The 20,886-nt window shown below is 58.5% G+C and carries 17 protein-coding genes; 4 read left to right on the top strand and 13 right to left on the bottom strand.

Translation table 11 applies throughout. The annotated features are described in order from the left end of the window. Window positions 1-2: 2 nt before the first annotated feature. Together MWL89_RS14930 and MWL89_RS14925 are read right to left on the bottom strand one after the other, a co-directional pair. Window positions 3-1,196 (bottom strand): DMT family transporter, encoded by a 1,194-nt coding sequence (locus MWL89_RS14930; protein WP_244387088.1) that lies wholly within the window; start codon window positions 1,194-1,196, stop codon window positions 3-5. Between the two features lie 215 nt (window positions 1,197-1,411). After that, on the bottom strand, window positions 1,412-2,560 hold the full coding sequence (locus tag MWL89_RS14925) for a serine/threonine protein kinase (protein ID WP_102380120.1): 1,149 nt from the start codon (window positions 2,558-2,560) through the stop codon (window positions 1,412-1,414). Window positions 2,561-2,915: 355 nt separating this feature from the next. On the opposite strand from MWL89_RS14925, the gene MWL89_RS14920 reads away from it, so the two are divergent. Further along, complete coding sequence (locus MWL89_RS14920; RefSeq protein WP_244387086.1) at window positions 2,916-3,527, top strand: TetR/AcrR family transcriptional regulator; 612 nt, start codon at window positions 2,916-2,918, stop codon at window positions 3,525-3,527. A gap of 110 nt (window positions 3,528-3,637) precedes the next feature. On the opposite strand, the gene MWL89_RS14915 is transcribed toward MWL89_RS14920, so the two are convergent. The 3 genes from MWL89_RS14915 to MWL89_RS14905 form a co-directional block, all read right to left on the bottom strand. Continuing rightward, window positions 3,638-4,204 carry a helix-turn-helix domain-containing protein gene (locus MWL89_RS14915; RefSeq protein ID WP_102380118.1) on the bottom strand — a complete coding sequence of 189 codons (567 nt, stop codon included), beginning with the start codon at window positions 4,202-4,204 and terminating at the stop codon, window positions 3,638-3,640. 199 nt (window positions 4,205-4,403) lie between these two features. Then, window positions 4,404-4,604 (bottom strand): DUF6440 family protein, encoded by a 201-nt coding sequence (locus tag MWL89_RS14910; protein ID WP_102380117.1) that lies wholly within the window; start codon window positions 4,602-4,604, stop codon window positions 4,404-4,406. Between the two features lie 230 nt (window positions 4,605-4,834). Beyond that, window positions 4,835-6,085, bottom strand: a complete 1,251-nt coding sequence (locus MWL89_RS14905; RefSeq protein WP_244387084.1) for an Nramp family divalent metal transporter — start codon at window positions 6,083-6,085, stop codon at window positions 4,835-4,837. A 297-nt stretch (window positions 6,086-6,382) separates the two neighbouring features. Between MWL89_RS14905 and recQ the strand changes: the two genes are divergently transcribed. After that, window positions 6,383-8,272: a DNA helicase RecQ gene (gene recQ, locus MWL89_RS14900; protein ID WP_244387082.1), complete on the top strand. Its 1,890-nt coding sequence runs from the start codon at window positions 6,383-6,385 to the stop codon at window positions 8,270-8,272. Window positions 8,273-8,371: 99 nt separating this feature from the next. Here recQ and MWL89_RS14895 read toward each other — a convergent pair whose 3' ends face one another. The 7 genes from MWL89_RS14895 to MWL89_RS14865 all read right to left on the bottom strand — a co-directional run bounded on the left by MWL89_RS14895 (window position 8,372) and on the right by MWL89_RS14865 (window position 15,444). Beyond that, window positions 8,372-9,130: a LamB/YcsF family protein gene (locus tag MWL89_RS14895; RefSeq protein WP_244387080.1), complete on the bottom strand. Its 759-nt coding sequence runs from the start codon at window positions 9,128-9,130 to the stop codon at window positions 8,372-8,374. Between the two features lie 71 nt (window positions 9,131-9,201). Further along, entirely contained in the window at window positions 9,202-10,035 is an 834-nt protein-coding gene (locus MWL89_RS14890) for a putative hydro-lyase (RefSeq protein ID WP_244387078.1), read from the bottom strand. 59 nt (window positions 10,036-10,094) lie between these two features. Further along, window positions 10,095-11,444 (bottom strand): acetyl-CoA carboxylase biotin carboxylase subunit, encoded by a 1,350-nt coding sequence (gene accC, locus MWL89_RS14885; protein WP_244387076.1) that lies wholly within the window; start codon window positions 11,442-11,444, stop codon window positions 10,095-10,097. A 22-nt stretch (window positions 11,445-11,466) separates the two neighbouring features. Further along, window positions 11,467-11,940 carry an acetyl-CoA carboxylase biotin carboxyl carrier protein gene (gene accB / locus MWL89_RS14880; protein WP_102380112.1) on the bottom strand — a complete coding sequence of 158 codons (474 nt, stop codon included), beginning with the start codon at window positions 11,938-11,940 and terminating at the stop codon, window positions 11,467-11,469. A 38-nt stretch (window positions 11,941-11,978) separates the two neighbouring features. Continuing rightward, window positions 11,979-13,046: a 5-oxoprolinase subunit C family protein gene (locus MWL89_RS14875; protein WP_244387075.1), complete on the bottom strand. Its 1,068-nt coding sequence runs from the start codon at window positions 13,044-13,046 to the stop codon at window positions 11,979-11,981. Between the two features lies 1 nt (window position 13,047). Continuing rightward, complete coding sequence (gene pxpB / locus MWL89_RS14870) at window positions 13,048-13,776, bottom strand: 5-oxoprolinase subunit PxpB (protein WP_244387074.1); 729 nt, start codon at window positions 13,774-13,776, stop codon at window positions 13,048-13,050. A 204-nt stretch (window positions 13,777-13,980) separates the two neighbouring features. Beyond that, window positions 13,981-15,444 carry a response regulator transcription factor gene (locus MWL89_RS14865; RefSeq protein ID WP_244387073.1) on the bottom strand — a complete coding sequence of 488 codons (1,464 nt, stop codon included), beginning with the start codon at window positions 15,442-15,444 and terminating at the stop codon, window positions 13,981-13,983. Between the two features lie 211 nt (window positions 15,445-15,655). Here MWL89_RS14865 and MWL89_RS14860 point away from each other — a divergent pair, with 211 nt between their 5' ends. Then, on the top strand, window positions 15,656-17,329 hold the full coding sequence (locus MWL89_RS14860; protein ID WP_244387072.1) for an FAD-dependent oxidoreductase: 1,674 nt from the start codon (window positions 15,656-15,658) through the stop codon (window positions 17,327-17,329). An 82-nt stretch (window positions 17,330-17,411) separates the two neighbouring features. Here the strand turns inward: MWL89_RS14860 and MWL89_RS14855 are convergent, their stop codons facing one another. After that, on the bottom strand, window positions 17,412-18,827 hold the full coding sequence (locus MWL89_RS14855) for a response regulator transcription factor (RefSeq protein ID WP_180995288.1): 1,416 nt from the start codon (window positions 18,825-18,827) through the stop codon (window positions 17,412-17,414). A 268-nt stretch (window positions 18,828-19,095) separates the two neighbouring features. Between MWL89_RS14855 and MWL89_RS14850 the strand changes: the two genes are divergently transcribed. Further along, window positions 19,096-20,778 (top strand): FAD-dependent oxidoreductase, encoded by a 1,683-nt coding sequence (locus MWL89_RS14850; protein WP_244387071.1) that lies wholly within the window; start codon window positions 19,096-19,098, stop codon window positions 20,776-20,778. Window positions 20,779-20,886 lie beyond the last annotated feature (108 nt).

Raw genomic sequence — 20,886 nt, 5'->3', positions numbered from 1 at the left:
GGCTAGTCCTCCTTTGCGGCAGCGCTCGGCGCGGTGGCTTCGCCGGCGCGAGCGGGTTTGCGGTCTGCGTCGAGCAGCGGTCCTTGTTCGGTGGTGCTTACGGCATCGGGCATCGAGGAGCGATCCGTGCTGGCAAACAAGGGGTCGCCGTCGACGGGTCCCGCTCCGATCGCACCGGCTGCCTGGACTTCGAGCTGTGCCGGCTGTTTGTTGGCGGCGTTCGTCGAGAAGAATATCTGCGATACGCCGCCCAGGATGATGAGCCCGCCGCCGATGAGCTGGAAGGTGGTGAGCACTTCCCCGAACAAGAGCAGTCCGAGCAGCGATGCCATGATCGTCTCTTGATAGGATATTGCCGCAAGCTCGCCGGCTTTCAGCATTTTCGTTGCGTAGGCAAGGAGATGAAACGCGATGAACCCGGTTACGAGGGCGGCGATGACCCAAACGATCCACGAAGTGGGATCCATGGTGAAAATGTTCCAGTCCGCCGTCATGATCTGGCCGGATGCATCGACCTGTTGAACGCCGTCAACCTTCACCGTGTATTTCAGGCCTCCCGAAAGCAGGCTGTCGACCGCCATGAGCCCGAGTATGGTGATGAACGCGAACAGGAAGTTCCACCATGAGCGCACGTTCGAGTTGCAGTCTTCCCGGTATCTTCCGACGAACAGGTACAGACCGTACGCTACACCGGAGAGCAGGCCGATCATGTTGCCGAACATCCACTTCGGATCGAGATCGAGCGTCAAGCCCTCGGGGGTTATGATGCCGACGATGAACAGCATGCCGACAACGACGGCGACAATGCAGAGGATGCCTTTGATCTCGAGCTTCTCTTTGAGAAAGATAGCTGCGAGGATAGTCGAGTAGATGGGGCCGGTGTAGATGAGAAACGATGCGTTGGCGAGCGTCGTGTACTGCGTCGAGATGACGTAGAGACCCGAGAGCAACCCGAGGAATATGCCTGAGAGCAGCATCGAGGGCGAAAAGCGCGTCTCCTTGATCTTTTTGAAGCTGCCGCTGATGAAGAGAAAGGCGATGGTGAGCGTGATAAAGCCGATAAAGTTGCGGCCGAACGATATGAAGTCGCCTGGAGCATTGATGTAGCGGCCGAACGCCCCGATGCCACCCATGGCGGATGACGACAGGAACATGAAGATGAAACCTTTGAGCTTGTACTTGGCTTGCGGGTTCATGGATCCCCCTTAATGGTGACGGTTGGATCCGTTCGCGCGTGTGCCTATGGGTGCAGAAGACCAGGTCCGCACGCGCGAAGGGATCGATCTATGCTGAGGTGGGGTTGTGGTGCTCTGAGGCGGTACCGTGCTGGCCCGGGGTTGGATTGCGGGTAAGGAGTGCCGTGAGGCAACCCGAATCCAAACCCCGGGAATCGAATGGGCTTACCGATTGCCTAGTCGTTCCACATCTCCGGATGGATGAGCGTCGCGTCCTTGACGCGGTTCGGGAAGTAGTCCTCGCAGCCGCCCTCGCGGTAGACGTCGGCCGTGGAGCAGTGCAGGCCGCCGCCGAACGGGTAGGCGTCGCGCAGGTCGCAGGGGATGACGTTCATGCCGAGCTTGTCCATCTGCTCCTGCTGGTAGACCTCGGAGGCCTCCACGATCACGGTCTTGGGGTCGAGCACGAGGCAGTTCATGGACAGCCACACCGAGCTGTAGCACAGCGCCGGCGGCTCGTCGTGGGCGGGCTGGGCCGCGTCGACGATCTGCCAGTCGTTGGCCTCGAAGATCGCGCGCTGCTCCTCGGGGAGCTGGCGGACCGGGTTGTTGATGATCAGGCCCGGGCGCAGCGGCACGAAGGTCGCGTCGATGTGGATCGGGTAGGGGTCGCCGGGGAAGTTCACGGCGTGCACGCGCAGCTCGGGGTAGTAGCGCTGGAACCACTCCATGGCGGTGCGGTTGGTGGTGAGGCCGTGCTGGATGAACAGGTCCCTGCCCATGCGCATCACGTCGGCGGCGTCCCACATCGGCTCGACCTCGGTGGTGACGAAGTCCTTGTTGGCCGTGCGGACGAGGCGCTCCTCGAGCGAGATCTTCTCGTCGTAGTAGTTGTGCTTGTAGGAGGCGTCGGTGAGGCGCGGGCGGGGGGCCTGGGTCCACTTGAACTCGGGGTCCTCGTCGAAGTACTGCTTCATGAGCGGCCAGTAGGCCAGGTACTCGAAGTAGCGGCAGCGGAAGGAGTTGGCCGAGGCCATGATCTCGTTGCCGACGGTGAGCAGGATGTCGCGCGGGGGCATGCAGGTCATCATGGAGTCGTTGCGGAAGTCCGGCGTTCCGATGGCCTGGTTCCACTGCAAAGGCGTCGGGCGGTCGACCTGGACGCCGCGGGACTCGAGGATCTTCACGAGGTTCTCGAGGCACTCGTTGCCGCGCTCGACGGTCGCGAGCGGGCGCAGGCCCCACATGCCGCGCATCTCGGAGTCGACGGGCACCTTCTCGGAGGTCGCGGGCTCCTCGGGCGGGATCATCGAGTTGTCGCAGCGGCCGACGATGACGCGCTTCAACGGATCCCAGTCGTTCCAAGAGTTGACTATCTTCGCCATGACAGTCTCCTTTCTGGAAGGCGGCGCCTTCCAAAGTGCGGGTGTTTGCGTTTCCGTACGTTCATTCTCTGAATTTCGTACGCGCTCGCCAAGAGGCGCGCAGGCGATTTTGTTCTGTCTTGCCATCCAGGGGGATTGTCTCGTGTTGCACAGCCGTGACAGTGCGGCAAGACCGTCCGAAGCGGGTGACAGATTATACGGTTTTGTCACACACAAGGGGAATACGAGATGGTAATGTAGCACTCTTATGACAAATGGAAAGCATCGTTCGTCTGCCGATTCGAATGTCGACAAAACGTATGTGGTATGGTTTTGGCGTCGCAGTGGCTCAAAGGCCTCGCAGCGAACGGGAACGGTGGGTGATTGCATGTTGATGGATCTTGCTCATGGAAACGATATATTCGAATCCCCCGACATCAGAACGAAGATGAAGATACTTCATGGCGTTAATAAGTCGCTCGACCAGATCACGATTTCCGAGATATGCGCCAATGCGGGCGTTTCCCGACAGACGTTCTACCGGCATTTCGAAAGCAAGTACGACATCCCCTGGTGGCACTCTATCTTCTGCCGTCAGTTCTACCTTAACGAAATCGGGCGAACTATCGATTGGGAAACGGGATACTACCACCACTTGCGCCTTATCGATCAAGAACGGGATTTTTACCGGAAGTCGATTCAGTACAGCATCAACACTCCGTTTGGCCAAACCGTCATGCCCGAGAATCGCAAAACCGTTCTGCTCGAGACGCTTGAAAGGTATCGCCGCGTTTCGGTCGACCACAATATGATGTTTCTTGTAGAGATATTCTCGAAGCTCGAATGCGAGGTGCTTAACGACTGGTTTCGATCGGACCAGCCTACGAACTTGGCACAGTGGACCGACGATCTGGTGAGTCTTGTGCCCGATCGGCTGTTTCGCGCGTTGCAGATCGAGGTTCCCAGTAAGGTGCGTCGAAGCGTGTAGGACGCAGAGAAGCCAGTGATTGAGATGGCGTTGCGACAATGCAGAAAAGCCCGCCGGCGGGCGGGCTTTCGAAGCCAGGGGGACTTGAGTGGGGTGCTTCGGCGCGAAACTTACGCGAACAGCATCATGCTGACATACGTGATGATTCCGGCTACCGCTCCGACCCCGATGACGAGGAGCGTCTTGCGTAGCAGATGATGCTTGCGCTCGTTGGCTGCCTTCTCGCGGTCGACGGGCTCGTTCTCCATGAATGCGAGGATCTCGGAATACGTTTTTATATCGTGCTGTTTCTTCATCCGGTCGACAATGATCGAGCTCACCATTGCGACCGCCCAGATCGCAAGAGGAATGAGGAGCCCCGTCCACCCCCATAGCTTAAAGCACGGGCCGACTAACACCACGCTCAGGACCATGCCCGCCAGCATGACGTAACTGAGCTTCTTCATCTTGTTCGCATCGACGGCTTCTTTCATCATTTCGACATCTCCTTTGACCAGTTCGTCTATCGTTACGTCGAAAAGAGCGCTCAGCAGAAGCAGGCTTTGCACGTCCGGGTAGGTGCGGTCGGTTTCCCAGTTGGATATCGTCTGCCGCGAGACGTATATCCTCTCTGCGAGATCCTCTTGCGATAACCCGCGGGCCGTACGGTGGTTCCTAATCTGATTGCCGAGTTCCACTGCGTTCCTTTCGCGTTTCGGAGCATGCCATGATGGAAACCACGATACCACCAAACGGCTTTGACACTTGCACTTTGGTGTTGTCGAAAGTGTTTGACAATCGTTTGAACTGGGTATTTGGATGCTCAAGGTCGTATGGTCTTCTCAAGAAATGCAAAGGCGGCCGGATGAGCACCCGACCGCCTCCGATGAACTGCGGTTATTGGTAGATGGATACGATGGCATCTTCGGGGGTGATGACCGGCTTTCCGTTTTCGTCTACCAGGACTGCCAATCCGCAACCGCTTGTCATGTTCGATGACATCAGAAGATAATTGACGCCCGTTTCGCTGTCGACGATTATCTTTCGTACGTTGGTCACCCCTTGCGAATAGGTTTCTACAAAACGATCGTTAGCCATGGTTTGGTGCTCCTTTGCTTGGTTGCCGGACTTGCGTAATTGCGGTTATCGCTTGCCGCCGAGCGCGGCTGCGAGAACAATGTAAACGATATGATGACCAAAGCTCTTCGACAACGGCGTTTTAGTGCTGTCAAAAGTCTTTGACATGCGTTTGAACTGGGAAAATAGAGTATAAAAGAAGCGCACCCTCGGGTGCGCTCCAAAAATCAGACGGCTTTCAGCGTGCTTGACTATCCGCCGATGAGGGCGGTGAGCGAGCTGATGAAGCTCGACATGTTGCGCCAGCACATGAACAGCGTGATTACGATGATTACCACGCCGGCGATATTGGCGAACAGGTGGTTCCTCCATTTGCCGAGGTCCTTGCCGTTTGCGCAGTACAGAACGAAGAACGCGATGAACGGCAGCAGAATGGCGTTTGCTGCCTGAGCAACCAGGATAAGCTCGGTCGGGCTGTGCCCCAGCACGCAAGCCATGATGCAGCCCGCCAGAAGCACGATCATCCAGATGACCTTGAACTTGATGTCTTTGAGCGTTTTCTTCCAGCCGAGCACGCCGTTGACGGCATAGGCGGCGGAAAGCGACGCGGTGATGGCCGAAGAGAAACCGGCGGCCAGAAGGCCGAGGCCGATCATCCACGTTGCCCACGAGCCGAGCAGCGGTTGCAGTGCAAGCGCCATATCCTTGCCGTTGGTCACGGTGACGCCCGTGCCGTAAATATTGGCTGCGGCGCAGATGAGAATGGCCATCGAGATGATGCCGCCGAGGCCGATGGAGATCACGGCGTCGAGGCGCGCATCGGAAACCTTCTCGGGATCCTTCCAGCGCTCGCCGGCACCGGAAGCGTGCAAGAACAGGTTGTAAGGCACAATGGTCGTGCCGATGAGGCCGACGGCAGTCAGGATGCCGGCAGATCCCTCGGCTGGCAATGCGGGTACAAACAGGCCGTGGGCGACCGCGCCCCAGTCGGGATTCGACGCGAATGCCGTGACGGCGAATACAACGCCCATGAACACGACGATGGCAGTAAGGATGACCTCGACGACCTTATAGCTGCCGATCCACATGGCGGCAAATGCGGCAATGCCGAGCACGATAACGATGGGAATCATCGGGATGTCGGGCGCGAACGCCTGAATGCCCAGAATGCCGCCTGTGATGTTGCCCGTTTCGTAGGCGATGTTGCCAACGAAGATGGCGATGAGAACAACCACTATAGCAATCCACATCAACGCTTTGTTGGGAATGCGATCGCGGATGTTTTCACCGAGGCCCTTTTGGCTGACGATGCCGATGCGTGCCGCCATCTCCTGGAAGATGATGGTCGCGACCGTTGCGAACAGCAGCGCCCACAGCATTGTGTAGCCGTAGTTAGCGCCGGATACGGTGCAGGTTGTGACGGTGCCGGGTCCGATGAAGCCGGCGGCCACGAGCGCGCCGGGGCCGATGCTCTTCAGGCGCTGAACCAATGATGAGCTCATGTAACCTCCTTTTCGAGTGATGCGTTTGGTAGATCCCCTATGCATTGTCTCCATGCCAAGCGCTTCGATGTCCGCTCTTTTCGAGAATTAACCAAGGCGAAACGCATGGGCAACGCGTTACGAATTGATTTTACCCGAAAATGCAAGATAGTATGTTCACGTAACGGACGAGGGGAGAGACGGGTTCGGATAAACGTTGGTTTTGGGCTAAAAAGGTTCTTCCGAATGCATTACTGCGTGTCGTTTCGGATCATGCCATAATGAAATCGATCGATACGGGGCCCGAGGGCCAGACGGATGACGGAAAGCTGCGACTCTATGCTCGAACAGGCGACCAAGGCACTCAAAGACTATTTCGGCCATGCGGATTTCAGGGCGAATCAACGCGAGCTTATCGAGCAGGTGCTCGACGACCGCGACGTTTTGGCCGTTATGCCGACGGGTGCCGGCAAATCGCTCGTATACCAGGTGCCGGCGATTGTTTCCGAGGGGCTCGCCATCGTCGTGTCCCCGCTCATTTCGCTCATGAAAGATCAGGTGAACGCTCTGACCCAAGCGGGGGTTCGGGCGGCGTTCCTCAATAGCTCGATCTCTCCGGCCGAACAGGCGGAGGTGCTCGAATACGCCGCTTCGGGATCGTGCAAGCTTCTCTATGTGGCACCCGAGCGTCTCGACGCCCCGCGGTTTCTCTCGTTGTGCAAAACGACGAAAATATCGCTGGTGGCGGTAGACGAGGCCCATTGCGTATCGCAGTGGGGGCAGGATTTCCGGCCGAGCTATTTGGGGATAGCCGCGTTCATCGGGAGCTTGCCGAACCGCCCGCCCGTCTGCGCGCTCACGGCAACGGCGACGCCCGAGGTGCAGAAGGATATCGCCCACGCGCTCGGGCTCATCGACCCCTTCTCGCTCGTTTCGGGCTTCGATCGCCCGAACCTCTACTTCGGAGTCGAACGCCCCGATCCGAAAGCAAAGCGCGCGTGCTTGCTGCGCCTTGTGCGCGAGCGCTCGGGGCAGGCGGGTATCGTGTACTGCTCGACGAGGCAGGCGGTCGAAGATGTCTGCGATCTGTTGTGCGAGGGCGGATTCGAGGCGACGCGCTACCATGCGGGGCTCTCCGCCGCAGAGAGGCATGCGAACCAAGAGGATTTCCTGTTCGATCGCAAACCCCTCATGGTGGCCACCAACGCGTTCGGTATGGGCATCGACAAATCGAACGTGAGCTTCGTCATCCACTACAACATGCCGTCCGACGTGGAGAGCTATTATCAGGAGGCGGGCCGCGCGGGCCGTGACGGAAGCCCTGCCGATTGCATCCTCATCTATAACAAGAAAGACGTGCAGACCTGCCAGTTCCTTATCGACAAGGGATACGAGCAGCGCCAAAGCGAAGGCGACGAGGAACGGTCGCACACCCTGTACGAACGAGATTGCGAGCGCCTGCGCCAGATGGTGTTCTACAGCACATCGACCGACTGCCTTCGCTCGTTCATCCTGCGCTATTTCGGGCAGACCGAAGCACCGTTTCGCTGCGAGCACTGTTCGAACTGCTCAACCGATTATGCTGTCGAGGACGTGACGGTTGAGGCGCAGAAGATCCTCTCATGCGTGCTTCGCCTGGGGCAACGCAATCGCCAAGCGGGCAAAGCGCTCATCGTCGACATCCTGCGCGGTTCGAAAGCCGAAAAGATCTTCGCACAGGGCTACGATAGCCTGACCACGTACGGCATCATGGACGAGGTTCCCTCGAAGCGCATCCGCTACGTGCTCGATGCGCTTGTGGCCGAGGGGCTGCTCGCTCAAACAGACGGCAGCTATCCGGTTATCGAGGCAACCGAGCGGGGTGCGGCGTTTTTGCGGGATCGCAAAGCGCTCGAGATCAAGGTGCCGAAGCGGCTACCGAAGGAGGAACTCCCCGATACGGGCGCACGCTCAAGGCGCCGTTCGCCGGGTTCTGGCTCGGCCGATTCGGAGCTTTTCGAAAAACTCAAAACCGTGCGGTTCGAACTTGCGTCGGAGGCGGGCGTTCCCGCATACATCGTGTTCTCGAACGCAACGCTCTCCGATATGTGCGAGAAGATGCCCGCGAGCATCGAGGAGCTGCTTGCCGTTTCCGGTGTCGGCCAGGTGAAGGCCGAGCGCTACGGAAGCGCGTTTCTGGATGCCATTCGAGCGCATCGGGCGGGGTAGGGCGGCGAAGTACGCTTGAGCGTACCGCGCTTTTCGAGCGAAGCGGCCGCAGCGCACGTATGGCGATCCGTCCGCTTCGTCGCCGCTCGGCGAGCTTTCTTACGCTATCGGCTCGACGGCGATCCCCTCGGCAACGAGTGCGGTTCTGATGCGCCGCACGAACTCGAGGGCGTGGGAGTTGTCGCCGTGCACGCAGATGGTGTCTGCTTGGATTTCGATGGTTTTGCCGCTTACGCTTTCGATCGTACCCTCTTTCACCACGCGCACGACGCGCGTAACGGCGAATTCCTCGTCGGTGATGAGCGCGTCGGGCCGCGTGCGCGAGGCGAGCAGGCCCTCGTCGGTGTAGTTGCGATCGGTGAAGAACTCCTGCGCAACAGCGAGGCCGGCTTGTCCGCCGGCGGCGATAAGCTCGCTGTTTGCGAGGCCGACGAGCACGAGTTCGGGATCGACATCGCGCACTGCGCGGGCGATCGCCGCCGCAAGCTCGGGATCGACGGCTGCTCGGTTGTACAGCTGGCCGTGGGGCTTCACGTGGTTGAGTTCGACGTTGCGGGCGGCGCAGAACCCCGCGAGCGCGCCGATCTGGTAGACCGTGAAGGCGTATGCCTCCTCGGGCGAGAGATTGAGGTCGCGCCGCCCGAAGCCCTGTAGGTCGGGGTATCCCGGATGCGCGCCGATAGCGACGCCCGCTTCTGCTGCCAGCGCGACGGTTTTTTCCATCACAGCCGGATCGCCTGCATGCATGCCGCATGCAATATTACAGCTCGAGACGAGCGGAATGACCTCCGCATCGAGGCCGAGCGTGTATCGGCCGAAGCTTTCTCCCAGATCGCAGTTGAGATCGACGGTGTTCATCCTGGTTCCTCTCGGTGGTTCGTCGGTCGAATAGGCGGCTCATGCATACGCTGAGCCGCACGCCGTGGCCGCTATTCCTTCAGATCGATGTTCTTCGTGTCGGTGATGAGCATGCAGCCCGGTGCGTGGGTGATGGCGAATTCGGGCTTCGAGTTCATGACGATCGATTGCGGCGTGACGCCGCACGCCCAGAACACGGGCACTTCGCCCTCGCGGATGTCGACGGGATCGCCGAACTCGGGATGCGCGATGTCCTTCACGCCGATGGCCGCGGGATCGCCGATGTGCAGGGGCGCGCCGTGCACCTTGGGGATCGCACCGGAGAGTTGGACGGCCTTCACGATTTGATCGTGGGGGATGGGGCGCATCGACATGACCATCTTGCCGCTCATGGAGCCGGCCGGTACGCAGTCGACGCCGGTGAGGTACATCGAAACGTTGCGGCCCATCGTGTTGTGCCGCATTTCGATGCCCGCTTCGACCAGCTCCGATTCGAACGAGAACGAACAGCCGATCACGAACGAGACGAGGTCGTCGCGCCAGTAGGCGGAAACGTCTGCAACCTCTTCGACCAGCTCGCCGTGGCGGTAGATGCGGTATTTCGGGAAGTCGGTTGCGATGTCGCAGTCGGTCGCGCAGATCGTGGCTTCGCGTGCGCCCACCTCGGTTACCTCGAGCAGCGGGCACGGCTTGGGGTTGCGCTGGGCGAATAGGAGAAAGTCGTACGCTTGCTCTTTGGGCAGGATGATGAGGTTCGCTTGAGCGTATCCGGGGCAAAGTCCGCTTGTCGGAGCGTCGTAGGCGCCCGAGCGGATGAGGCGGCGCGCTTCGACGGGCGTTGCGGAAAGCATGCGCTCCCATACGTCGGCGCTCACGCCTTCTGGTTTGGCTAAAGCAGTGCTCATGAATGACTCCTTCGTTGCATGTTCGGATCCTGCGCTGTGCGCGGTTGCGGGCTTCGCGTTTACACTTCGCCTTTCAGAAACCGTTCAATGAAACTCGTATCGGCGTTGCCTGCGGCGAACGTTTCGTTCTCCATGATGGCGTACTGGAAATCGAGGTTGGTCTTCACGCCGACCACCACCATCTCCTCAAGCGCGGTGCGCATCTTCGCGATTGCCTCGGTGCGGTTGCGTCCGTGCACGATGATCTTGGCAATCATCGAGTCGTAATACGGGGTGATTTGGAACCCGTCGTACGCTGCCGTGTCGACGCGCACCCCGTTGCCGCCGGGCAGATGCATCTGCGAGATGGTGCCGGGCGAGGGAAGGAAGCCTCGAGCGGGCTCTTCGGCGTTGACCCGGCACTCGATGGCGTGCCCCCTCGGATCGATGTCGTCCTGCGTAAAGCTCAAGGGCTCGCCTGCAGCGACGGCTATCATCTCTTCGATGAGGTCGGTTCGCGTGACCATTTCGGTTACGGGGTGCTCCACCTGAATGCGCGTATTCATTTCCATGAAGTAGAAGTTGCGATCCCCGTCGAGCAGGAATTCGACCGTTCCGGCAGACGTATAGCCGACCGCCTGAGCCGCACGTGCGGCCGCTTCGTTCATGGCGGCGCGAAGCTCGTCATCGACGAACGGCGACGGGCTCTCCTCGACCATTTTCTGGTGGTTGCGCTGCACCGAGCAATCGCGCTCGCCAAGTGAAACGATGTTGCCGAACGTGTCGCCGATGATCTGCACTTCGACGTGACGCGGGTTTATAATGCATCGCTCAAGGTACATGCTGTTGTCGCCGAACGCGTTCATGCTTTCGCGCTGCGCGATGCTGAACATTTCGATGAAATCGTCTTCGCAGGTGCTCACGCGCATGCCTTTGCCGCCGCCTCCCGCGCTTGCCTTGATCATGATGGGCCAACCGATATCCCGACCGAGCCGCAGGCCGTCTTCGGGGGAATGGATGGGATTGCGCGTGCCCGGCACGACGGGGATGCCCGCGTCCATCATGGTCTTGCGGGCCTGGCTCTTGTTGCCCATGCGGTCGATGACCTCAGGCGATGGCCCGATAAACACGATGCCGTTGTCGCGGCAGAGTTTGGCGAAGGTCGAGTTCTCGGAAAGAAAACCGTAGCCGGGATGGATCGCTTCGGCGTGGGTGCCCTTGGCGGCCGCGATAATCGAAGCGATGTTGAGATAGCTGTCGCGGGCAAGCGGCGGCCCGATGCAGATGCTCTCGTCGGCAAGATAGGTGTGCAGCGCATGGTTGTCGGCAGTCGAGTACACCGCAACGGTTTTGATGCCCATGGCGCGGCAGGCGCGGATGATGCGAACGGCTATCTCGCCGCGGTTCGCTATGAGGATCTTCTCGAACATGTGCCCTCGCAATCCGACGCGTCTACTGCGCCATGTCGCTGGTGGCGATGCGGAACAGCGGTTGGTCGTATTCGACTTGGGCTCCGTTGCCCGCGAGCACCTCGATCACGATGCCCGGAACGGGTGCGGTGATCTCGTTCATCATCTTCATTGCCTCCACGACGGCAAGCGTCTGGCCCGAAAGCACCTCTTGACCTGTTTTGACGAACGGGTCCTCGTCGGGACTCGGGGCAACGTAGAACATGCCGACGGTGGGGCTGCGTACGAGAACCGACGAATCGTCTTCGGTTTGGTCTGCGGCCGCGGCGTCGTTGCTCTCGTCCTTGCCCGCCAAAAGCGCGCTGACCCGCTCGGCCATGAGGGGAAGCGCGGTCGGAGAAAACGAGCTGTGGCTGCGCTCGAGTTCGATTTTCGTTTCGCCGTCGTCGACGCGCAGAGCGGTGAGCTCGGCTTTGTCCATAATGGCGATCAATTCTTCGATGGTTTTGGTATCCACGCTGGTCTCCTTATGTAGTGCTTCTCGTCCTGCGGTTGCTAAGAGCGATCTATCCAAAGCTTTTCAGCCTGATTGCGGCGCGCCTGCTCTTCGAGGATGGGTCTGAGCCTGCGCGCGGTGCGCCGTGGCGAGATGCCGTCGGCGCAGGGTCTTCTCACGATTTTCGCGAGTCCCTTGAAATACTGGTACTCCTCGCGGTACAGGGTTTGCGCCTCCTGCACCGTGATGGGCGTAAAGCGTATTCTGCTTCCTGGGCGACACTGCACGAGTTTGGGGATGTCGACCGAGGCGATGGTGCCGATTTTGGCATAGCCTCCCGTAGTTTGGCGATCGGCGAGCATGATGATGGGTCGTCCGTGCGAGGGAACCTGAATCGCACCGAATGCAATGCCGTCGGATATGATATCCGAGCCGTGTTTCGTCTCTATTTCAGGCCCGTCGAGCCGGTATCCCATCCGGTCGCACTTCGCGGTAGCCTCGTACACCTGGTTGTAAAACGTTTCGATGCCCCGTTCGGTGAACATGTTCTCTTGCGGCCCCGGAACCACGCGTACGACGGTTTCTTCGCTGCCGAAACCGTAGGTTGTATCGTATTCGATACGGTGCGATCCGAGATTGGGAAGGAAGTCGAGGTTCTTGGTCATGAACGGCAGGTAGTCGCCGAGTTGGAGGCTGCGACCGCGCCATCCGCCGATGCCGAGCTTGAGGCTCGTTGACCTGCTGCCCATCACTTCGGGAACGCGCACCGACCCGCCTGCGACGGCCACGTAGCCGTAAGCCCCGGTGCGCGGGGCGCCGAAGCGCAGAATCGATCCGCGCTTGACCATGAGGGCGGAATACATCGGCACGGGCTTGCCGTCGAGCGTAGGCGAAAAATCACCCCCGGTGATGGCGATGAACGTGCTCGTGGTGAAGCGCAACGTAGGGCCGGCGAGCGCAAACTCGATGGCGCAGGTGTTGGGATCGTTTTCGACGAGCAGATTCGCGATGATGAACGCGCGACGGTCCATGACGCCGCTCGGTGCGAAACCGCTTCCCATGTATCCGATACGGCCTGCATCCTGAATGGTCGTGAGGACGCCCGGTTTTTTAACGACGATGCCCATCCTACATCCCCTCAAGTATGATCTGGTATTCGTAGGCGTTCGCCGAAAGCTGCGTTTCTGTGGCGCTGTACTCGTCGGGCGTGATCGGCACGAAGCGAAGGTACTCGCCTGCGGCATAGAGGATCGGCTCCTCGCGATCGGGATCGTACGGACGGATCGGCGTGCGGCCGATGATCTGCCAGCCGCCCGGGGAGGGCAGGGGGTAGATGCCCGTTTGCGCACCGCCGATGCCGACCGATCCCGCTTCGATGAGCGTGCGCGGAGTGGCGAGGCGCGGGGTATGGATGCGCTTGTCGAGCCCGCCCAGATAGGCGAATCCCGGCAGGAACCCGAGCATGTCGATGAGGTAGTCCTTCGAGGAATGAATGTCGATGACCTCCTCGACGCTCAGATGCGCATGGTCGGCCACCGTTTTGATGTCGGGGCCGTACTCGCCGCCGTAGCATACCGGTATCTGCACGATCTTCTTCACGAATACATCGGCCGAATCGAGTCCGCGCAGCTTCCCGCGCAGCCGATACGACAGTTCGTCGAACGTGATTACGAGCGGATTGTAGTACACCATGAGCGAGCAGAACGTCGGCACCAGCTCGATGATCCCCTCGATGGGGTCTTCGGTAAGGCTCTGGGCTGCGATACGGATCATAGTGCTGGTTTCGGGCGTGATGGTATCGGCGAACTCGAGATTGAGCGCCGAATCTCCTGCTATGGTTATGCTGAAACCAGCCATGTATGTGCTCCCAGTAAGTCTCCTTGCATGAAAAACGGTTGTTTTCCCAGAAAAACCGCATACCAGAAATACTGTACCACCGTCTCGCTGCCGAAACGAGGTCCGTACTATAATGGTAACCTTCATGCGTCGAACGGTCGAGATGCGCCGATGCGGCGTCCGATTCCGAATGGTTCCGTGAGGGGATTTTATCATATACGTTTTCTACAGAGGTTGTTCCTTGGCCCGAGCGGCTTCGACGATGTCTATCAGCTCCTGTTTCGAATGGATATCCAGTTTCGAATAAATTCGCTTAAGGTGCCCTTTGACCGTGTTGCGCGACAGATAGAGGTTTTCGCACATGTAGTTGATGTCGCGCCCCTTGGAGTAAAGGCCCAGTATTTCGGTTTCCCGTCGGGTAAGGCCGTATTGCTGAGCGATCGAAAAGAGCGCCTCGGATTTGTCGGCGGGCGATCCCTTCGCTTCGCCGCCCGTATTTTCCGCTGCAATGTCGGCATCGGGTATGTCGGTGGACGCAGATTGGTCCACCTTCCGATCTCTCCAGGTCAGAATAAGGGCAACAGCGAACACCAGGTAGATCAGAAACATAAGAAGAGAAGTCGATTCGAAGTATCTGCTATACGAAGGAACGCCGAACATCCCGGGAACGTACAAACCGACGAGGAAGAGCATCCGCATGCATGCGTAGCCGAGCGATACGAGCACCATGGCCACCCGTCGTTGGCTTAACAGTTCGTCGAGGAGCAGCGAGCAGAGCAGGAGAAGACTCAGCTGAAACCCAGCGCTTAGCACCAAGACGATGGTGTCGAACGCGGGAATCCAGAATACGGTGAGCAGAATTAGGAATATGGACTTGATGGTCAGCCCGTAGTTTCTGCTTTTGCTCGCGTAGGTCCATACGAGGAACACCGCCGAGCCGATGGGCGCTCCAAGGTAGGAGACGACCTCCCCGTAAGGGGAACCGTCGTGGCCCATGGCAATCGCTTCGGCTATCCCGTATATGAACACTATGAGACAGAATCCGACGGCGGGACCGAAGAGAACGCGGGAGAGCACTTTCCGATGGCGCAGCACCTCGATACCCGAGTGAAACGAGGCGAGCGTCACGTTTGCATTCGATTGCGAAGGCGCTGCGCGGAGAGCCAGGTAAAGCACTGCCGAAACGAGGCACAGGGCCAAGGCGGCTTCATTGGTGAATGCCTTGTTCAGAAGGGCGACGATTGCGAAAACTGATGATCCGAGGAAGGCCTGCCATCCGAAGATCAGCGCGCCCTTTCTTTCTTGAAAGCTGCTTATCGTTTCGAACCACGATACGAGCGAAAGGGAGAGGCCGGCTCCGCATCCGATACCTGCGCATATCGTAAGCGGCTCGGCGTGCGTTCCCAGCTGCATCCCCGTTGCGGCCAATCCCGCAGATAAAGCCGCGTAGCCAAACAGGGCGATTCCCGAAGTCGTCCTTTCGCTGCATCGTGCCGCGGCGCCCGCGTAGGCGAAGGCGGCGATTGCCGACGATAGGTACAGTGCTTGATTGAAGAGACGGTAGGTCGACTGATCGGCGTCGGGCATGAGGGTGAGGGGGAAGAAACACGCAACGAATATGACGTACAGGCATCCGAATCCGATGACGGAGCAAGCAGATGCGTATGTTCGAGATCGAACGATGTCCATGGTCCCTCTTGTGTGCGCCTGATCGTGCAAGGTTTTTTCACCATAGCACACAAGACAACGGCAATGAAATGGCAAAACCGCAATACCACCCTTCGTGGGTCTATCCGAAAACCAGCATGTTTTGAACAATGGGCTCAAGCGGCGCCGTCGAATCGACGCTGCTAAGGGATGCGTGCGGAAACGGATCGCATGCAGGAAGAGAGGATGAGCTATGAAAAACGGAAGGATATCCCGTCGTGCGTTTCTCGCAGGATCCGCAACGATGGGAGCTGCAACGGTTTTGGGCTTGAGCGGCTGCGCTGCGCAAGGCACCTCTGCTGGGAAAGCCGAACCGGAAAGCGAGGGCGTGCAGGATTGGGCCCGGTCCCTCAACGTCGACATTGCTTCGACGCTGCCGGGCAACACGTCTGAAGACATTGCAGTCGAAGAGACGAAGGAGTGCGACATCCTCGTAATCGGAGGTGGATGTTCGGGTGCCAATACCGCGATCAGGGCGGGCGAGCTCGGCAAGCGCGTCATTCTGGTCGAAAAGACGCAGACGATCGGCGGCGCAAGCAACAAATCGTCGGGGCCGGTTGCCTACAACAGCAAGTACGCCAAGGAGGCTGGCGTCGAAACCGACATCCTTCCCATCGTCAACGAGTGGGTGAAGGATTCTCATTGGCGTGTCGACGCGGCTTCGATTCAGCAACTCTTGGGTACGGTAGGCGAAGCCATCGACTGGATGAGCGGCAACGGCTGGGAGTTCCAGCCGTGGATGGGGCCGACTATGGTGAAGCTTCCCGACTACGATGCTCGCGAGGGCCTGTTCCTTGCGGCGCTTGAGAAGTTCGTGGCGCCGAGCGGAGAGGTTTTGACCGAGGCGACTGGCAAGCAGCTCGTCGTTGACGAGAACGGAGCCGTCACCGGCGCCATCGTCGTAGACAAGGATGGCAAGGGCATCCAGATCAATGCTGGATCCGTCGTAATCGCCACGGGCGGATACGCGGGCAATCGGGAGATGGTGAAGACGGTCTTTCGTTTCGACGGCGTGCTCGGGGGGCTTCCCCAAAATATCGGCGAGGGGCTCGAAATGGCCTGGAAGGCGGGTGCCCAGAAACCGCAGAACTTCGGCGGCCAGATGCTGCACCAAACGCTCGCCCGCGCAACGGACGAGATCAAAGACGATTTCGATGACTTCCCTGCGAAGTACCCCATGATTCTCTGCTATGTTGCACAGGTGCTTAACGTTGGGGCGACGGGCGCACGGTTTCGCAACGAGGAACTGGTTTTGAGCGCCTGCGACTCGGCAAACTCGAGCGCATACCAAGGGTCTTTCCATTATGTGGTCGTTTCGAAGTCAATCATGGACACCCTCGAGAGCCAGGGTCTTGCGGGGCTTGGTGTGGAAAAGAGCCCTGGACTTCCTCCGGCGTACAAGCCCAAGTTCGAGCTCGACACCCCCTGGGAGGGCATCGCCGATGTGCTGGACAAGATGGTTGAGAAGGGAGCCGGCTACAAGGGCGACACTCCGCAAGAGTTGGCCGAGGCCGCTGGCATGGACCCCGATATCTTCCTGGATCAGATGGCCCGCTACGATGAGTACTGCGAAACCGGCATCGATTCGCAGTTTGGAAAATCGGCTGCGAACCTCATCGCTTACGGGGAGGGTCCGTACTACATCATCATTTCGGAAGAGAACAGCCTTGGTTCGTGGGGAGGCTTGCTGACCAACACCGACTATCAGGTGCTGGACTACGATCGCTTGCCCGTGAAGGGTCTGTACGCCGTCGGAAACGAAGCGGGTTCTTGCCTGTACAACGACACGTACGTCGGATCGGGCGTTGCCATGGCCAATACGATCACCTCTGGCTATATCTGCGGCACGAAGCTCGGAGAAGATTAAACATCCATTGCGGATGGGCCGCTGCGATCCTTTGCCGGTTCGCAGCGGCCGAAATTCGCATACGCACGTTTTGGCAGAGCCTTCACGAGAGAGATTCCACAAGGTCGATGAGCTCTTGATGGGTGTGCACATCGAGTTTTGTATAAATATGTTTGACATGGGCTTTGATGGTGTTGTAAGAAACGCACAGTTCTGATTGTATGAAAACACCCGTTCGTCCGCGCGCCAGCAGTTTGAGAACCTCCTCTTCCCGCTTTGTAAGCGAGTATTCACGAGCTAGCGTTTCGCATCGTTCGTAGATGGTGCTTTCGGTGACGCTGTCGGCTTCAAGCGTTGTTTTCGGTGCAACGTTTTCGTGTACTTCAGAAATTGCCTTGTCAAAGCTAAAATCTCTGAGTACAACGATAACGTAGGCAACGAGTGCAAACGTTATTACGGCAACGACGATAATGACGATTTGGGAATCGTTGTGCCAATACTGGTTCGTGAATCTCCCCGCATTGGCTCCGATAATCACGCCAATGGCATTAAGTGCGAAACCCCAAGCGAATACCGATACCGCTCCGTGGGTGTTTCGCCGGGCGAGGGAGCAAAGGACTATCCAGTTAAAAACTTCGAACACCGCTATGCCGGAACTGATGAGGCCATTGGGTACCGAGAAGCGGACGAGCTGCGAGGCGGGAACCAGGAGAAACCCTGCGATGGAAAGCAGCAGAGCGATGCGGAAGAGGCGATCGGCGGTAATCCATCCCGCCTTTCCCACGATAAACGCGAAGGCTACGGCGAATATGACAAGGCTCCACAGCGAGTTCGCGGGTATGCCGCCTATTTCGCCGAATGTGAGCATGAAGCCGTATACGATCCTAAAGAGAAGAAAGCACATGAATATCTGGTGATTGAACGGCACGTACGAAGATGGTTGCGTAATAGCCTCGTCATGCGGGGATGGCTTCTCTCCGAGCTTGACGAGTACGTGCTGGGCAGCGGGATACGAAAGACCCATGATGGCGATAAGGCATGCCACGTGCATCACGAGCATGATCGTGGAATAACCCGTAGGAAAAACTAGACTCGCCGCCGTGGCTCCGAGTTCCGCTAAAACGATGCACGCGAGGGCTCTTTTGTCGTTCAGCTTGCAGAGCAGCAGCCCGACGAAGATCGTGCAGATGCCTCTTGCGATAGACGTGGCGCATGCCCCGGCGGTCAAAACGGGCAGCGATCCGAGCATGTTTCCGGCATAGATCGCTATCGGCCCGAGCGTCGATCCTGCTATAGCCGCAAACAGGAAAAAGCGGGCCTTCAGTATGCGGGGCCGCCATACCGAGGTGATGGCGATGAAAACAAGCGCGATGCCATTTACCGAGGTGCATAACTCCCGAATCGACGAGAGATGGACATCGTAGAGGGGGAAGAGGTGGTTGTTGAGCGACCAGTTGCTGAACACGAGCAGGCCGAGGGCGCAGAAGCATTGAGCAAAAGTCCGCGTCTCTTCGGTCAAGTCTCTCTTAAGGGCGTGTGCTATGTTCGACGGTAGTTTCCCCATAGCAACAGTGTACTTGATTACTTGGTGACGCAAAAGGACGGCAGTCTCGCACGATATTGGCATTGAGCTGGTGGTTTCTAAAAATTACCCACTGAGGGTGATGAAGGCGATCCGTTTCATCCGTAGTATCCGCTGCGTTCGGCACCTGCATCGAGCCTGGTTTCGGGCCTGCGATGGCTGGTTGCCGTTTTGGATGGAGCCATAGCAGAGGAAGGGATGGGATATGGAATCATTGGGTAAAACGCCGTTCTCGCGGCGAGGGTTTTTAGCAGGCGTTGCGCTTGCCGGCGTTGGGGGAGCGCTGGGGTTGTCCGGGTGCGCCCCGCAGGAGCAGACGGGCCAAGGCGAGACGGCTTCGACTGAATCAGCGGCGAGCTCGGCGAGCGATTGGCTTGGGTCAGAACCCGAAATCCAAGAAGCCGACGTTGTCGAGACGCTTGATGCAGAGATTCTCATCATCGGAGCGGGGACAGGTGGCTTGTTCGCTGCTTGTGCGGCTGGCGAGCTTGGTGCCGATACTGTTGTTTTAGAAAAATTCGAGGGGGGAGTTGTTCGCGACGATGTCGGGGGAGTCAATTCTCGCTTACAGCAGGAAAACGGGTACAGCATCGATAAGCAGGCGTTCATGCGGGACATGTATCGATATGCGGCGGGCCAGTGCGATCTCTCGCTGTTCGACATCTGGTTCGAGAATTCGGGAAGCGTTGTCGATTGGTATGAAGAGGTTCTCGGCCAATATGGCGTGACGCTATGGCACGAGATGGCCGAAGAGAAGAACATCCCCAATTACCCTCATTGGGCAACGGGACATTCCCCCGCATGGCCGCAGGATGGGTCGCTCAGCGGTTTTTCCGTGCTGAGCGATTATGCCGAGAAAACCGGTCACGTTGCGTTTCGGTATAACACCCCCATGGTCAAGCTGATCGTGGAGGATGGCAAGGTTGTCGGCGCCTACGGCAAAGGCGAGCAAGGGTACGTGCGCGTCAACGCTTCGAAGGGAACGCTGGTGTGCACGGGCGGATACGGGTCGAACGTCGCAATGCAGAAGGTATTGCAGCCCCACACCACCACCATCTACGGAAGAAACACCTCGCAGCCCGGATGCGACGGCGACGGAATCAAGGCATGTCTTTGGGCTGGGGCGAAGATGGACGAGACGCACACGAGCATGCTGTTCGATCGAACGGTGGTCCCCGTTGGGGTGCAAGGCGGCTGCGACTGCACCGAGGGAACGCTGTTCTGGATGGGAAGCCAGCCATGGCTCAAGGTCAACCTGAACGGCGAGCGGTTCTGCAACGAGTCGGGAACGTACGACTACATCTTGCATGCGGACGCGTACCAGCCTTCCCACATGCACGTGACCTTGTGGGATTCCGATTGCGAGCGCTATGCGGAGCAGTTCGATATGCATGGCTGCTCTCGCCTGTTTCCCTTCGACAACGGAGCGGCTCCCAATATTCCGCTCAAAGTCGTTCAGGGGATGAATGCCGATTTGCTCGAGAAGGGCTATATCCAGCAGGCGGATACGATCGAAGAGCTTGCCGAGAAACTCAAGCTTCCCGTAGACACGCTGGTGGCGACCGTCGAGCGGAACAACGAGAACTACGATAACCAATCGGACCCCGACTTCGGCAAAGAGCCGTTCAGACTCTCCGCGCTCCGGAATCCCCCGTTCTACGGGGTCTACAACACGGGTACGTTGCTCTGCACCCTCGATGGCATCGTCATCAACTCCGAAGGACAGGCGTTGCGCGACGATGGAAGCGCCATCGAGGGGCTCTATGTTGCAGGAAATGATTCGGGTGGCTTTTATTCCATGACGTATCCCAACCTTACAACGGGGAATGCCTGCGGGCGGACGGTGACATTTGCGCGCATGATCGCGCAAAAGCTTGCCTCATCGTAAAGGCGTCTCAGTTTTCATACTGCCTTCAGAGGTTGGACGTCGAGATGGTTTGGACGTCCAACCTCTTTTCGTTAGGCGCTAAAAGAAAGGGATTTTGTCTTGGGCGAA

Origin of the sequence: Raoultibacter timonensis (genome assembly GCF_022845715.1) — a bacterium.
GTDB classification, from domain to species: Bacteria; Actinomycetota; Coriobacteriia; order Coriobacteriales; family Eggerthellaceae; genus Raoultibacter; species Raoultibacter timonensis.
Note: the sequence above shows the minus strand (reverse complement) of the source record. Positions and strands in the feature narration are given on the sequence as shown.

Coding starts and splice junctions, on each gene's coding strand:
- MWL89_RS14930 (WP_244387088.1), bottom strand. CDS start 1,196: ATGAACCCGCAAGCCAAGTACAAGCTCAAAGGTTTCATCTTCATGTTC.
- MWL89_RS14925 (WP_102380120.1), bottom strand. CDS start 2,560: ATGGCGAAGATAGTCAACTCTTGGAACGACTGGGATCCGTTGAAGCGC.
- MWL89_RS14910 (WP_102380117.1), bottom strand. CDS start 4,604: ATGGCTAACGATCGTTTTGTAGAAACCTATTCGCAAGGGGTGACCAAC.
- MWL89_RS14905 (WP_244387084.1), bottom strand. CDS start 6,085: ATGAGCTCATCATTGGTTCAGCGCCTGAAGAGCATCGGCCCCGGCGCG.
- recQ (WP_244387082.1), top strand. CDS start 6,383: ATGACGGAAAGCTGCGACTCTATGCTCGAACAGGCGACCAAGGCACTC.
- MWL89_RS14895 (WP_244387080.1), bottom strand. CDS start 9,130: ATGAACACCGTCGATCTCAACTGCGATCTGGGAGAAAGCTTCGGCCGA.
- MWL89_RS14890 (WP_244387078.1), bottom strand. CDS start 10,035: ATGAGCACTGCTTTAGCCAAACCAGAAGGCGTGAGCGCCGACGTATGG.
- accC (WP_244387076.1), bottom strand. CDS start 11,444: ATGTTCGAGAAGATCCTCATAGCGAACCGCGGCGAGATAGCCGTTCGC.
- MWL89_RS14875 (WP_244387075.1), bottom strand. CDS start 13,046: ATGGGCATCGTCGTTAAAAAACCGGGCGTCCTCACGACCATTCAGGAT.
- pxpB (WP_244387074.1), bottom strand. CDS start 13,776: ATGGCTGGTTTCAGCATAACCATAGCAGGAGATTCGGCGCTCAATCTC.
- MWL89_RS14865 (WP_244387073.1), bottom strand. CDS start 15,444: ATGGACATCGTTCGATCTCGAACATACGCATCTGCTTGCTCCGTCATC.
- MWL89_RS14860 (WP_244387072.1), top strand. CDS start 15,656: ATGAAAAACGGAAGGATATCCCGTCGTGCGTTTCTCGCAGGATCCGCA.
- MWL89_RS14850 (WP_244387071.1), top strand. CDS start 19,096: ATGGAATCATTGGGTAAAACGCCGTTCTCGCGGCGAGGGTTTTTAGCA.